A 12,823-nucleotide genomic window follows, 5' to 3' on the forward strand; every position below is an offset into this window, starting at 1 on the left:
AGGGAAGATCATGGCTTCGACGTCCGTCACACTCACCCTGCCCGTGCTGCCGCTCGACGACGAGGTCGTGCTGCCCGGAATGGTCGTACCGCTGGACCTGTCCGACACCGAGGTGCGCGCCGCCGTGGAGGCGGCGCAGGCCGCCGCCGGCAAGAGCGGCAGCGGCAAGCCCCGGGTCCTGCTCGTGCCGCGCATCGACGGCACGTACGCCGGGACCGGTGTGCTCGGCACCGTCGAGCAGGTCGGCCGGCTCTCCGGCGGGGACCCCGGAGCGCTCATCCGCGGCCTCGGCCGGGTCCGCATCGGGGCCGGGACCACCGGTCCCGGGGCCGCGCTCTGGGTCGAGGGCGAGACCGTCGACGAGTCGGTGCCCGATCCGCTGCCCGGGGCGGTCACCGAGCTCGTCAAGGAGTACAAGGCCCTCGCCACCAGCTGGCTCAAGAAGCGCGGCGCCTGGCAGGTCGTGGACCGGGTCCAGCAGATCGAAGGCGTGTCCGCGCTCGCCGACAACTCCGGCTACTCGCCCTTCCTGACGGTCGAGCAGAAGGTCGAACTGCTGGAGACCGCCGACCCGGTCGCCCGCCTCAGACTCGCCGTCAAGGCGCTCAGCGACCACCTCGCCGAGCAGGACGTGGCCGAGTCCATCGCCAAGGACGTCCAGGACGGCGTCGACAAGCAGCAGCGCGAGTTCCTGCTCCGGCGTCAGCTGGAGGCCGTACGCAAGGAACTGCGCGAACTGAACGGCGAGAAGGACGGCGAGGAGTCCGACGACTACCGGGCCCGCGTCGAGGCCGCCGACCTCCCCGAGAAGGTACGGGAGGCCGCGCTCAAGGAGGTCGAGAAGCTGGAGCGGTCCAGCGACCAGAGCCCGGAGGGGTCCTGGATCCGCACCTGGCTGGACACCGTGCTGGAACTGCCCTGGAACGAGCGCACCGAGGACGAGTACGACATCCGGGGAGCCAGGGCCGTGCTCGACGCCGAGCACGCGGGGCTCGGCGACGTGAAGGACCGCATCACCGAGTACCTCGCCGTCCGCAAGCGGCGCGGCGAGCGCGGCATGGGCGTCATCGGCGGCCGCCGCGGCGGCGCCGTGCTGGCCCTGGTGGGGCCGCCCGGTGTCGGCAAGACCTCGCTGGGCGAGTCCGTGGCCCACGCCATGGGGCGCAAGTTCGTCCGCGTCGCCCTCGGCGGCGTCCGCGACGAGGCCGAGGTCCGCGGCCACCGCCGGACCTACGTCGGCGCCCTGCCCGGCCGGATCGTCCGGGCGATCAAGGAAGCCGGGTCGATGAACCCGGTGGTCCTGCTCGACGAGATCGACAAGGTGGGCTCCGACTTCCGCGGAGACCCGGCGGCCGCCCTGCTGGAGGTCCTCGACCCGGCGCAGAACCACACCTTCCGCGACCACTACCTGGAGGTGGAACTGGACCTCAGCGACGTCGTCTTCCTGGCCACCGCCAACGTCCTGGAAGCCATCCCCGAGGCCCTGGCCGACCGCATGGAGCTCGTCCGGCTCGACGGGTACACCGAGGACGAGAAGGTCGTCATCGCCCGCGACCACCTGCTGCCGCGCCAGCTGGAACGCGCCGGGCTCGGCGCCGACGAGGTGGTCCTGGGCGAGGACGCCCTGCGCAAGCTGGCGGGGGAGTACACCCGCGAGGCGGGCGTACGCACCCTGGAGCGGTCCCTCGCCCGCCTGCTGCGCAAGGTGGCCTCGCAGCACGAACTCGGCGAGCGGGAGCTGCCCCTGAGCATCGGCGCCGACGACCTGCGGGCCCTGATCGGGCGCCCGCACCACGTACCGGAGTCCGCCCAGGACCCCGCCGAGCGGCGCACCGCCGTCCCCGGCGTGGCCACCGGCCTCGCGGTGACCGGCGCGGGCGGCGACGTGCTGTTCGTCGAGGCCTCGCTGGCCGACCCGGAGACGGGCGCGGCCGGCCTGACCCTCACCGGCCAGCTCGGCGACGTCATGAAGGAGTCGGCGCAGATCGCCCTGAGCTTCCTGCGCTCCCACGGCGCGGAACTGGAGCTCCCGGTCGCCGACCTGAAGGACCGGGGCGTGCACATCCACTTCCCGGCGGGCGCCGTGCCCAAGGACGGCCCGAGCGCGGGCATCACCATGACCACCGCCCTGGCCTCGCTGCTCTCCGGACGGCAGGTGCGCACGGACGTGGCCATGACCGGCGAGGTCTCGCTGACCGGACGCGTCCTGCCCATCGGCGGGGTGAAGCAGAAGCTGCTCGCCGCGCACCGGGCCGGACTGACCACCGTCATCATCCCCAAGCGCAACGAGGCGGACCTGGACGACGTCCCGGCGGAGGTGCTGGAGAAGCTGGAGGTGCACCCGGTGACGGACGTGCGCCAGGTCCTGGAGCTCGCCCTGGCCCGGGCGCAGGCCCCGGCCGTCGCGGCGGCCTGACGCCGGCGCCGGCGCCCGGACAGGCTGCACCGCACGGCCGCACGGCACCGCACACGGCACGGCACACGGCCCGGTACCCCGCTCCGGCGGGGTCCCGGGCCGTCGGCGCACCCGCTGCGAAATACTGGCCCCGCACCACCGGGGTGCCACACATCAGCGAAGGAGCGGGACGTGCACGGGAGTGAAGACCAGGAGTTCCTTGCCCTGGAGCGGGAGCTGTCCGTCTTCCTCCGGCGGGCCCGTGCCTCCTCGGGCGAGATGGCCCGCGAGCTCCACCCCGAGCTGGAGCCCGCCGCGTACGGGCTCCTCGTACGCCTGGAAGCGGCCGGCCGGCAGCGCGCCACCGAGCTGGCCGCCTACTTCGGGGTCGGCAAGGCCACCATGAGCCGGCAGCTGCGGGCCCTGGAGGTGCTCGGCCTGGTGGCCCGCGAACCGGATCCCGCCGACGGCCGGGCCTCGCTGGTCGGCCTCACGGAAGAGGGCCGCGAGCGCTTCCTGCGGGTCCGCGGAGCGCGGCGCGAGCAGTACATGCGCAAGCTCGCCGACTGGGACCGCGGCGAAGTGGCGGAACTGGCCCGGCTGCTGAACCAGCTGAACGCGGGCGGGGAGTAGGGCGCTTCGCGGCGGCGTCCGGGCGGACCCGCTCAGAGCTCCGCGTAGACCGCCGACGCGTCGTCATGCCGCTTGTACCGGGCCGACGGGCGGTCCGGGTCCGACTCCACGGCGCGCACCCGGCCGATCAGGCCCTGCGCACCCTCCTCGCGCAGTACGGCCATGCAGTCGGCCCAGTCGCCCTGCCCGAAGGTGTCGGTCCACCGGCTCGCCCCGTCCGTGAGCGCGGCCACCGCCCGCACCCGCTCGCGCGGGGTGCGGCCCGTGACCGCCCGGGCGGCCACCGCCGGGTCCGCGGCCGCCGTGAAGAAGCCGCCCTCCGCGTTGCGCAGGGCGTCCGTGGCGGCCACCGAGCCCAGCACCTCCCGCGGGATCCGGTCCAGCCGGTCGTCGAGCACCGCCGACACCTCGCCGCCGGGCGCCTGCAGGAGCAGTACGGAGTCGGACAGGACGAGGTGTTCCACGTGGTCCGCGTCCCAGCGGACCAGGACGACCGTCGCCTGCGGGGTCCGCGCGTGAGAAAGGTCACAGGTGTCGCGGTGTGCGTCGGCCGCGGCGCGGACGGACTCGGCCAGAACCTGATCGAGCGGCATGTCCCGCCGCGATCCGGACAGTTCGGTCAATCGGCCGCCGAGGCGGGCCGTGAACCAGGGCACTCCGTGCACACATCCGTCGTCGCCGCGCGGCGGGGTGACCCCGTCCAGGAGCACCAGCACGCCGCCGCCCGAAGCGGGGATCGCGGCCGACACCCAGTCCTCATTGGGGCGTTCCTGGTGGCCGGGGGCCGAGGCGAGGTCGATGCGCATACCCGCATTCTGCCGCGCGAGAGGCACCGGGCGCGGGCAGGTCCGTACCAAATCGGACGCGCCCCGGCGGCGCCGCGCGCCGGCCGCCCGGGACGGCCGGCGGGAGCCGGGGCGGCGGGTCGGCCGTGTGGGCGGGCATACTGCCAAAGCCCGTATCGATCTTTCAACCACCTGTCCACGGAGGCGCTCCGGCACGGGGTGCCCGAGTTGGTCGGCAACTCATCCGTGATGTTCACTCGTTCGAGTGGCCGGTTGGGCGATGTGCGGCTCTCTCCCCAGCACGCTGCAAAGGTCTGAGGCGGTACGAGGGGGCAGGGGGCGTTTACTTGTTGACCGGCCGTTACCTCGGCCACACGAGTAGACGAGCAAGAGCACACGTACAGGATTGCGAGCACCGGTGCAGAAGAAGCGGTCTCGGAAGAACGGCACCGCCGCCGACGGCCCGGCCCCCGCAGGACGCCGCGTCCGCGTGCGCCGCAGGCTGGTCGTCGGCGTGGCCGTCGCCGGCCTCACCGTCCTCGCGGCAGGCGCGCCCGCCGTCGTCTCCGCGTCGAGGGAACTGAACGACTCCCAGCGCCTGGTCACCCTCGCGGACCAGACCCGGCAGACCCTCACCCTCGCGCACCTCCTCGGTGACGAGCGTGACGCGGTCGTCGAGTACGCCGCCAAGGGCCGTCCCGGCGGCGCCAAGGGGCCCGTCCAGGAGCGCATCGCCGGGACCGACCGGCAGCTCGCCGAGGTCCAGGCCGAGGCCGACGAGACGACCGCCCGGGCCCTCGCCCGCGTCCGGACCGTCCGCGCCGAGGCCGTCGACGGCAAGGGCAGCGCCCTCGCCGCCGAACAGGCCTACGCCGGAGTCATCGCGGAACTCCTCGCCCCGGGCCGCCGGCTCGCCGAGCTCACCCCGCCGCGCGCCGAGGCCGCCCTCGCCACCACCCGCCCGCTGGCCCCGCTGGGCCAGGCCGTGGAACAGGCCTCCGCCACCCGCGGACTGCTGCTCGCCGCCCTGGCCGTCCCCCGCGGCGAGCAGCCTCCCAACTCCGCCGTGGTCGACGAACTCACCACCGCCGCCCAGCGTGCGCGCGTACGGGAGCAGGCCGCCCTCGACGACTTCGCGCGGGCCGCGCGTCCCGACGTGCGCCAGACCCTGGCCGCCACCGTCACCGGCCCCGAGGTCAAGACGGCCGACGACTTCCTCAAGCGCCTCACCGACCGGCCCACCCTGACGCCCGCCGACCGCAAGACCGACGGGGCCACCGTCGCCGCCGCGCTCACCGCCCGCATCGACCGCATGCGGACCGTGGAAGCCACCCTCGCCAGTGAACGGGCCTCCGCCCTGGCCGCGCAGCGCGACGACGACGTGACCCGGCTCGAAATCGTGATCGCCCTGATGGGCGTGCTCTTCCTGCTCGCCGTCGGCGTCTCGACCGCCGTCGCGCGGTCGCTGACCCGGCCGCTGTCGGTCCTGCGCCGCGGCGCGGAACGGCTGGCCACACCGGAGGGCTCGGTGGAACCGGTCCGGTTCACCGGCCGCAACGACGAGTTCGCCGAGGTCGTACGCCACCTGAACGCGGTGCGCGACCAGACGGTCTCCCTGCACACCCGGATCGCCGGACTCGACGCCGACCGGCGCCGGATCATCGGCCGCAGCGAGGCGCTGGCCGCCGGCCGGGACGTGCTGGAGGAGGAGCTGACCAAGCTGCGCGCGGGGCTGGAAGAGCACCGGCGCATCATGTCGACGACCTCCGTCTCGCTGTCGCTGCGGACCCTGGGCCTGGTGGAGCGCCAGCTCGCGGTCATCGAGGAACTGGAGTCCAGGGAGCAGGACCCCGACCGGCTCGCGACCCTCTTCAAGCTGGACCACCTGGCCACCGTGATGCGCCGCCACAACGAGAACCTGCTGGTCCTCGCCGGGCAGGAACACGGCCACGGGCAGGGCCTGCCGGTGCCGCTGGTCGACGTGATGCGGGCCGCCGTCAGCGAGATCGAGCGCTACGAGCGCGTCGAACTCGCCGCGATGCCCTCGTACACCCAGATCGCGGGGCACGCCGCAGACGACATCTCGCACGTGCTCGCCGAGCTGCTGGAGAACGCGACCACGTTCTCCCCGCCGGACGTCAAGGTGAAGGTGTCCGGCTGGCTGCAGGGCTCCGGTGACGTGGTGCTGTCCGTCGTGGACGAGGGCATCGGCGTCACCGGGGACCGCCTGGAATCGCTGAACACCCGCCTGTCCACGCCCGATGCCTATGACGAGGAACCCGAGTCGGAACACGGCCTCGGCCTCGGCCTGTACGTGGCCGGGCGGCTCGCGGCCCGGCACGGCGTCACCGCCGAACTGCGCACTCCGAAGCACGGCGGGACCGAGGCCCTGGTGGTCGTCCCGGCGGCGCTGCTGCCCGCCACCCCGGTGGTGTCCCCGGTGCACACCCTGGCCATGCCGGGCGTGCCCGAACTGCGGCTGCCCGGCGTGATAGCGGAGGCGAACGAGAACACGCTGCCGCAGCGGCGCCGAGGGGCGCATGCCGCTCCGGACCCGGACATGGACGCGGATGCGGAGACCGGGACCGGCGCGGAGGCCGAAGCGCAGGCGCAGGCCGAGGCTGCCGCCGGGGCCGTCGCCGAGGAGGCCGCCGAGCCGGTCGTCCCGGCCGCCCCCGAGCCCGAGCCCGTGGCGGACGCCGAACACGAGCCGGCTCCGGAGTCGGAGCCGACCCCGGAGCCGACCCCGGCCCCGGAGCCCGCCGTCGCGGCGGTCCCGATCACGCTCGCCGAAGCACTGGCGGGCCCCGCCGTCGTCGCCGGGACCCCGGCGGAGCCGGAGGAGCAGGTGCCCGCCGGGGCGGAGCCGCTCGTCGACGGCCCCGCCACGGCCGGACTGCCGTCCGCCGACCAGGTGTTCGTCGCAGGACCCCCGGCAGGGGACGGGCTCAGCCCCGAGGAGCAGCTGCTCGCGCGGGTCGTCCCCGACGCGGAGCCGGCCCCCTCCGGCATGACGGACCCCGCCGGGGACCTCCCGGCCGCGGCGCACACCGCCGCACCCGTGGCCGACGTACGGGAAACCGAGCCGGAGCCGGAGCCGGAGCCGCACACCCACGCCCCGGCCGAGGGCAACTGGCTCCCCCGCCAGGGCAGCCACCCGGCCGACCAGGCCGAAGGCGAAGGCGCCGTCACCGACAAGGGCCTGCCCCGGCGGACCCCGCGTGCCGTCCCCGCCAAGCGCGCGGCCCGCGACGACGCGCGGCCCGAACCACCTCGCCGCGTCGACGCCGAGGAGCTGCGGCGCCGACTCGGAGGCTTCTACCAGGGAGCCCAGGACGGACGGCGCGTCGTCGCCGCCGAACTCGCCCGGGAGCAGGGGCCCGACCAAGCCCCTGACCAGGAGCTCGACCAGGCCCGCGACCAGGGGCCGGCGCAGCGCCAGGGCCAGAGCAAGACCGACCGGGGGGACACCGCACAGGAGGCACGCACATGACCGCGCCCAGTACGTACGGACTGAGCACCCAGGCCCGCAACCTGCAGTGGCTGCTGACCGACCTGGTCGAGGAGGTGCCCGGCGTGAACTCCGTCGCCGTCGTCTCCTCGGACGGGCTGCTGCTCCTGTCCTCCGACCCGGGAGCGGGGGCCGCCGCGGCGGAACCGGCCGACCTGCCCAGGCCCAGGGGCCCGCGCGGCGCGTCCGCCGACCTCGCCACCATCGTCTCCGGCCTCGGCAGCCTCACCACGGGCGCCGCCGCCCTCATGGAGACCGGCGCGGTGAAGCAGACCATGGTGGCGATGGAGCACGGCTCCGTCTTCGTCATGGCCATCAGCGACGGCTCACTGCTGGGCGTGCACGCCACCCCCGACTGCGACATGAGCGTCATCGCCTACCACATGGCCCTGTTCGTCGGCCGCGCCGGCCACGTCCTGACCCCCGAAGTCCGCAGTGAGCTGCGCCAGTCGATGGAGAACACCCCGTGAGGAGTACGGCCTCCGAACGGCTGCCGATACGCGGCGCCGACCGCCGCCCCGCCCGCGTCCGCCCGTACTCCCTCACGGGCGGCCGCACCCGCTTCACGCAGGTCCTGCACGTCGAGACGTTCGTCGCCGCCCTGGACTCGAAGGTCTCCGAGCCGCAGAAGCCCGACCGCATGCCCGAGATGCCCGCCATCGTCGAGGTCTGCCGCCGCATGCGGACGATCGCCGAGATAGCCGCCCTGCTGAAGCTCCCGCTCGGCGTGGTCCGGGTCCTGGTCAGCGACCTCGCCGACCAGGGACGGATCCGCGTCTACGCCACGGGCCACGGCAGCGGCCGTCCCGAACGCGCGCTGCTGGAAAGGGTGCTCAGTGGTCTTCGCCGTCTCTGACAACCCGGTGGTCCTGCCGCAGTCGGACGACGAGCCGGCCCAGCCCTGGCAGTACGACCGCTCCCGCGCGCCCGTCGCCGTCAAGGTGCTGGTCGCGGGCGGCTTCGGCGTCGGCAAGACCACCTTCGTGTCCTCCGTCTCCGAGATCACCCCGCTGCGTACCGAGGCGGTGATGACGGAGGCGAGCGCCCCGACCGACGACCTGTCGGGCACTCCCGACAAGAACACCACCACCGTCGCGATGGACTTCGGCCGCGTCACCCTCGACGACGACCTCGTCCTCTACGTGTACGGGACCCCCGGCCAGGAGCGGTTCTGGTTCATGTGGGACGACCTGGTGCGGGGTGCCATCGGCGGTCTCGTCCTGGCCGACACCCGCCGCCTGCGCGACTGTTTCCCGGCTCTGGACTACTTCGAGACCTGCGGACTCCCGTACGCCGTCGCCGTCAACCACTTCGACGGTTCGCAGTCGTACGAGCCCGACGACGTGCGCGAGGCGCTCAGCGTCCCGCCCCACGTACCCGTCGTGATCATGGACGCGAGGCGCCGTGACACGGTCGTCGAATCACTGCTCGCCCTGGTGGGCCACGCCCTCGACACCACTCCCGAATAGAGCACCCGAACAGAGAGCGTGAGAGATGCGCAAGATACTCGTCGTGGGAGCCGGCCAGTCCGGTCTCCAGCTCGCCCTCGGACTCCAGTCGAAGGGGTACGAGGTCACCCTCATGTCCAACCGGACCGCGGACGAGATCCGCACCGGGCGGGTGATGTCCACGCAAGTCATGTTCGACACGGCCCTGCAGCACGAGCGTGATCTCCAGATCAACTTCTGGGAGCAGCAGGCACCGAAGATCGAGGGCCTCGGCGTCTCCGTCGCCACCCCCGACGCGGGCCGCGCCATCGACTGGCTCGGCAAGCTCAAGGGGTACGCACAGTCCGTCGACCAGCGCGTGAAGATGGCCGGCTGGCTCGACACCTTCGTGCAGCGGGGCGGCCAGCTGGTCATCCACGGCGCCTCGGTCGCCGACCTCGACTTCTTCTCCCGCACGTACGACCTGGTGCTGGTCGCCGCAGGCAAGGGCGAACTGGTCTCGATGTTCGGGCGGGACGCCGCGCGTTCCCCCTACGACGCCCCGCAGCGCGCGCTCGCCGTCGCCTACGTCCACGGCCTCGGCCCGCGCCCGGAGCACCCGGAGACCGAAGCGGTCCGCTGCAACCTCGTACCGGGCGTCGGCGAACTGTTCGTCATGCCCACCCTGACCACCTCGGGCCGGGCCGACATCCTCTTCTGGGAGGGCCTCCCGGGCGGTCCGCTGGACGTCTTCAAGGGGATCAAGGACCCTGCGGAGCACCTCGCGCTCACGCTGGAGCTGATGGAGAAGTTCGTGCCGTGGGAGTACTCCCGCGCCACGAAGGTGGAGCTGACGGACGCGGGCGCCACGCTCGCCGGCCGCTACGCGCCGGTCGTCCGCAACCCGGTCGGGCGCCTCCCGGGCGGCGGACTGGTCCTGGGCGTCGCCGACGTGGTCGTCGCCAACGACCCGATCACCGGACAGGGCTCGAACTCCGCCTCCAAGTGCGCGGCCTCGTACCTCTCCTCGATCCTCATGCACGGGGACAAGTCGTTCGACGAGGCGTGGATGAAGGCCACCTTCGACAAGTACTGGTTCACCACGGGCAAGCCGGTGACCCAGTGGACCAACGCGATGCTGGGCGTCCCGCCGGAGCACGTGCTGAACCTGATCGGCGCGGCCGGGCAGCTCCAGCCGGTGGCGAATCGATTCGCCAACGGCTTCGACAACCCGGCCGACTTCGATGCGTACTTCTACGACCCCGAGGACACCGCCGACTACCTGGCGGAGGTCGCCTCCTCCGTCGGAGCCTCCTCGGCGGAGTAGCCCGTGTCGTCCCCCGCCCCCGCCGCCGGTGCCTCCGGCAGCGCGGGCGGGGTGAACTCCGCGAGCGGGGCCCCCTCCGGGTCCGGCCGGACCGCCCCCAACAGCGGGTTCGCGGCGATCGGCGAGACCTTCACCACGGCCCCCGGCCGCGGCGCCTGGATCACCTTGCCGTCGCCGACGTACAGGCCCACGTGCGTGGCCTTCGGGAAGTAGACCACCAGATCCCCGGGCCGCAGCTGATCCAGCGGCACCTTGCGCAGCTGGGCCCACTGCTCCTCACTGGTCCGCGGAATGGCACGCCCGGCGTGCGCCCAGGCCTGCGAGGTCAGCCCGGAGCAGTCGAAGGACCCCGGCCCCTCGGCCCCCCACACGTACGGCTTGCCGATCTGGGCCGCCGCATAGGTCAGAGCACGGCCACCGGCCGCCGTGGGGGTGCCCGTACGGGTCGGCAGACGGCCCGAATCGACCAGGCTCCGCTGCGCGACCGCGGTGTTCTCGGCCTCCTGCGCGCCGAGCCGGGTGAGCTGGTCCGGGGTCAGGGCCGCCAGCACCCGCTCGACCTCCTTGAGCTGCGCGGCGACCTCGTCCTTGTGGAGCTTCTGCTGTGCGGCCAGGGCCTGCCGGGTGTCCAGGGCCTCGCGGGCCCGCGCCGCGAGCGCGTCGGCCTCCTTCTCGCCCCGGGTGAGCCGGGCCAGTACGCCCGCCCGCCGGGCCCCTTCGCGGGCGGCGAGCCGCCGCTGGTCCAGGGCGGCCTGGGGGTTCCCGGCGAGCAGCATCCGGGCGTACGGGGAGAGCCCTTGGCCGCCCTGGTACTGCTCCCGGGCGAGCCGCCCGGCGACGGCCCTCTCCGAGTCGAGCGCCGTACGGACCCTGCCGAGCGCGGCGGCGCGCAGCCGCTCCTCGGCCTGGCCGGCCCGGAGCGCCTCGTCGGTGGCGTTGTAGGCCTCGGCGGCCTCCTCGGCCTTCTGGTACAGGCCCTGCAGCCGGGTCAGCAGCACCCCGACGGACTCCCCTTCGGGAAGCCCCGGCTCGGCCCCGGCCCCGGGGACCGGCCCGGCGACGACGAGCACCGCGGCGATGCAGATGGCGCGAAGCGGCCGATATGACAGCCGATAAGACAGCCGACGTGACAGCCGATGTGACATGGAATCACCTCCGAGGCGGCCGATGCTGCCACGCCCGGTATGACAAATCGCCCAGCGGAGTCGGCCGGTCGCGGGGCCTCACCCGGTTGGGGGCGGGCCGGCGACTGCCGCTTCACCTCGCCGCGCGACGGGCCTCGCGGACTTCGCGGTCGACCGCCCAGGCGTCGGCGACCGGGCCCAGGTGGGCGAGCTTGTCGGGGTTGACCACCGAGCGGATGGTGCGGATCAGGCCCCCGGACAGCTCGAAGGCCAGGACGTGGAGCACCCTGCCGTCCGGGTCGCGGACGATCGCGCCCGGCTCGCCGTTCACGTCGTGGGGTTCGGCGCTCACGCCGATCCGGAACAGCCAGGGGAAGGCCGAGGCGAGCAGGCGGGCCACGTTCTCCGCGCCCGTGACGGCCTTGGCCAGCCGCGGGGCCTTGCCGCCGCTGTCCCCGACCAGTCGGACGTCGGCGGCCAGCAGCCGCTGCAGCCCGGTGATGTCGCCGTCCTTCATCGCGCCCAGGAACCGGGTCGCGAGCTCCTGCCGCTCCCGGCGGTCCGCCTGGAACCTCGGCTGCCCGGCTTCCATGTGCCGCCGGGCCCGTACCAGCAGCTGCCGGCAGGCGGCCTCCGACCGGCCCACGGCCGTGGCGACCTCGTCGAAGCCGAAGGCGAAGACCTCCCGCAGAACGAACACCGAGCGCTCCAGCGGGCTGAGCCGCTCCAGGAGCAGCAGCGCGGCCATCGACACCGAGTCCGCCAGCTCCGTCGACCGCGCGGGGTCCTGGTACGGGTCGCTGAGCAGGGGCTCGGGGAACCACGGCCCGACGTACTCCTCGCGCCGCACCCGCGCGGAACGCAGTACGTCGATCGAGAGCCGGGTGACCGTGGTGGAGAGGAAGGCCTTGGCGGACGTGGCGCGGGTCGCCGAGGCGTCGAAGCGCAGCCAGGTCTCCTGCACGGCGTCCTCGGCCTCGCTCACGCTGCCCAGGATCCGGTAGGCGATCGAGAACAGCAGTGACCGCAGATCCTCGAATTCCTCGACCTTGCTCATGCCGGCTGCCCTCCCCCTTGGCCCTGCATGATCATCAGGGACGCCGCGGGGGAGGGCAAGCCCGCGCCGGCGCCTTCAGTGGAACTGTCCGGCCACGTAGTCGCCACCGGGCTGCTGGGTGATGAGGTTGATCCGGTTCGCCATGTTCATGAAGGCGATCAGCAGTACCAGGGCGTTGAGTTCCTCCTCGTCGTAGTGCTTGGCGGCGCGTGCCCACACCTCGTCGGCCACCCCGCCGGCCCCGTCCGCGGTGCGGGTGCCCTCCTCCGCCAGCTCCAGCGCGGCACGCTCGGCCGCGGTGAAGACCGTGGCCTCGCGCCACGCCGCCACCAGGTGCAGCCGCACCGGGGTCTCACCGGCGGCGGTGGCTTCCTTGGTGTGCATGTCGATGCAGACGGCGCAGCCGTTGATCTGGCTCACGCGCAGCGACACCAGCTCCTGCGTGGTGGCCGGCAGTGACGAGTCCTTGATCACCTTCCCGGCGGACATGAGGTGCTTCAGGGCCTTGCCGGTGGTCGGGCTGGCGAAGAGGTTCAGTCGCGCGTCCATGGGGTGCTCCTCGGT

11 protein-coding genes are annotated in these 12,823 nt (G+C 73.5%); 7 read left to right on the top strand and 4 right to left on the bottom strand.

Annotation, left to right across the window (positions count from 1 at the left end; genetic code table 11):
• The first annotated feature begins 10 nt into the window (after positions 1–10).
• Together lon and DEJ51_RS22580 are read left to right on the top strand one after the other, a co-directional pair.
• Positions 11–2,416: an endopeptidase La gene (lon, locus tag DEJ51_RS22575; RefSeq protein ID WP_150259247.1), complete on the top strand. Its 2,406-nt coding sequence runs from the start codon at positions 11–13 to the stop codon at positions 2,414–2,416.
• A gap of 171 nt (positions 2,417–2,587) precedes the next feature.
• Positions 2,588–3,028 (top strand): MarR family winged helix-turn-helix transcriptional regulator, encoded by a 441-nt coding sequence (locus tag DEJ51_RS22580; RefSeq protein WP_033218751.1) that lies wholly within the window; start codon positions 2,588–2,590, stop codon positions 3,026–3,028.
• 32 nt (positions 3,029–3,060) lie between these two features.
• Here DEJ51_RS22580 and DEJ51_RS22585 read toward each other — a convergent pair whose 3' ends face one another.
• Positions 3,061–3,834 carry a protein phosphatase 2C domain-containing protein gene (locus DEJ51_RS22585; RefSeq protein ID WP_150259249.1) on the bottom strand — a complete coding sequence of 258 codons (774 nt, stop codon included), beginning with the start codon at positions 3,832–3,834 and terminating at the stop codon, positions 3,061–3,063.
• Positions 3,835–4,231: 397 nt separating this feature from the next.
• Here DEJ51_RS22585 and DEJ51_RS22590 point away from each other — a divergent pair, with 397 nt between their 5' ends.
• Genes DEJ51_RS22590 through DEJ51_RS22610 form a run of 5 tightly spaced genes read left to right on the top strand, consistent with a single transcriptional unit; the run spans position 4,232 to position 10,078 of the window.
• On the top strand, positions 4,232–7,306 hold the full coding sequence (locus DEJ51_RS22590) for a nitrate- and nitrite sensing domain-containing protein (protein ID WP_150259251.1): 3,075 nt from the start codon (positions 4,232–4,234) through the stop codon (positions 7,304–7,306).
• Positions 7,303–7,794, top strand: a complete 492-nt coding sequence (locus DEJ51_RS22595; RefSeq protein WP_150259253.1) for a roadblock/LC7 domain-containing protein — start codon at positions 7,303–7,305, stop codon at positions 7,792–7,794. The genes DEJ51_RS22590 and DEJ51_RS22595 overlap by 4 nt, the downstream gene beginning before the upstream one ends.
• A complete protein-coding gene (locus DEJ51_RS22600; RefSeq protein WP_150259255.1) occupies positions 7,791–8,180 on the top strand; it encodes a DUF742 domain-containing protein in 390 nt (129 codons plus the stop codon). The genes DEJ51_RS22595 and DEJ51_RS22600 overlap by 4 nt, the downstream gene beginning before the upstream one ends.
• A complete protein-coding gene (locus DEJ51_RS22605) occupies positions 8,161–8,793 on the top strand; it encodes a GTP-binding protein (protein ID WP_150259257.1) in 633 nt (210 codons plus the stop codon). The genes DEJ51_RS22600 and DEJ51_RS22605 overlap by 20 nt, the downstream gene beginning before the upstream one ends.
• A 25-nt stretch (positions 8,794–8,818) precedes the next feature.
• Complete coding sequence (locus tag DEJ51_RS22610; RefSeq protein ID WP_150259258.1) at positions 8,819–10,078, top strand: styrene monooxygenase/indole monooxygenase family protein; 1,260 nt, start codon at positions 8,819–8,821, stop codon at positions 10,076–10,078.
• Here the strand turns inward: DEJ51_RS22610 and DEJ51_RS22615 are convergent.
• From DEJ51_RS22615 to DEJ51_RS22625, 3 genes are all read right to left on the bottom strand, one after another.
• The gene (locus tag DEJ51_RS22615) at positions 10,030–11,187 is read right to left on the bottom strand and encodes a C40 family peptidase (protein ID WP_150262087.1); all 1,158 of its coding nucleotides are present in this window, start codon (positions 11,185–11,187) and stop codon (positions 10,030–10,032) included. The two genes, DEJ51_RS22610 and DEJ51_RS22615, sit on opposite strands and share 49 nt — an antisense overlap.
• Before the next feature lie 148 nt (positions 11,188–11,335).
• Complete coding sequence (locus DEJ51_RS22620) at positions 11,336–12,259, bottom strand: RNA polymerase sigma-70 factor (protein WP_150259260.1); 924 nt, start codon at positions 12,257–12,259, stop codon at positions 11,336–11,338.
• A 75-nt stretch (positions 12,260–12,334) separates the two neighbouring features.
• Positions 12,335–12,808, bottom strand: a complete 474-nt coding sequence (locus DEJ51_RS22625) for a carboxymuconolactone decarboxylase family protein (RefSeq protein WP_150259262.1) — start codon at positions 12,806–12,808, stop codon at positions 12,335–12,337.
• Positions 12,809–12,823: the final 15 nt, after the last annotated feature.

The sequence above is a fragment of the Streptomyces venezuelae genome (genome assembly GCF_008642275.1).
Lineage (GTDB): Bacteria > Actinomycetota > Actinomycetes > Streptomycetales > Streptomycetaceae > Streptomyces > Streptomyces venezuelae_E.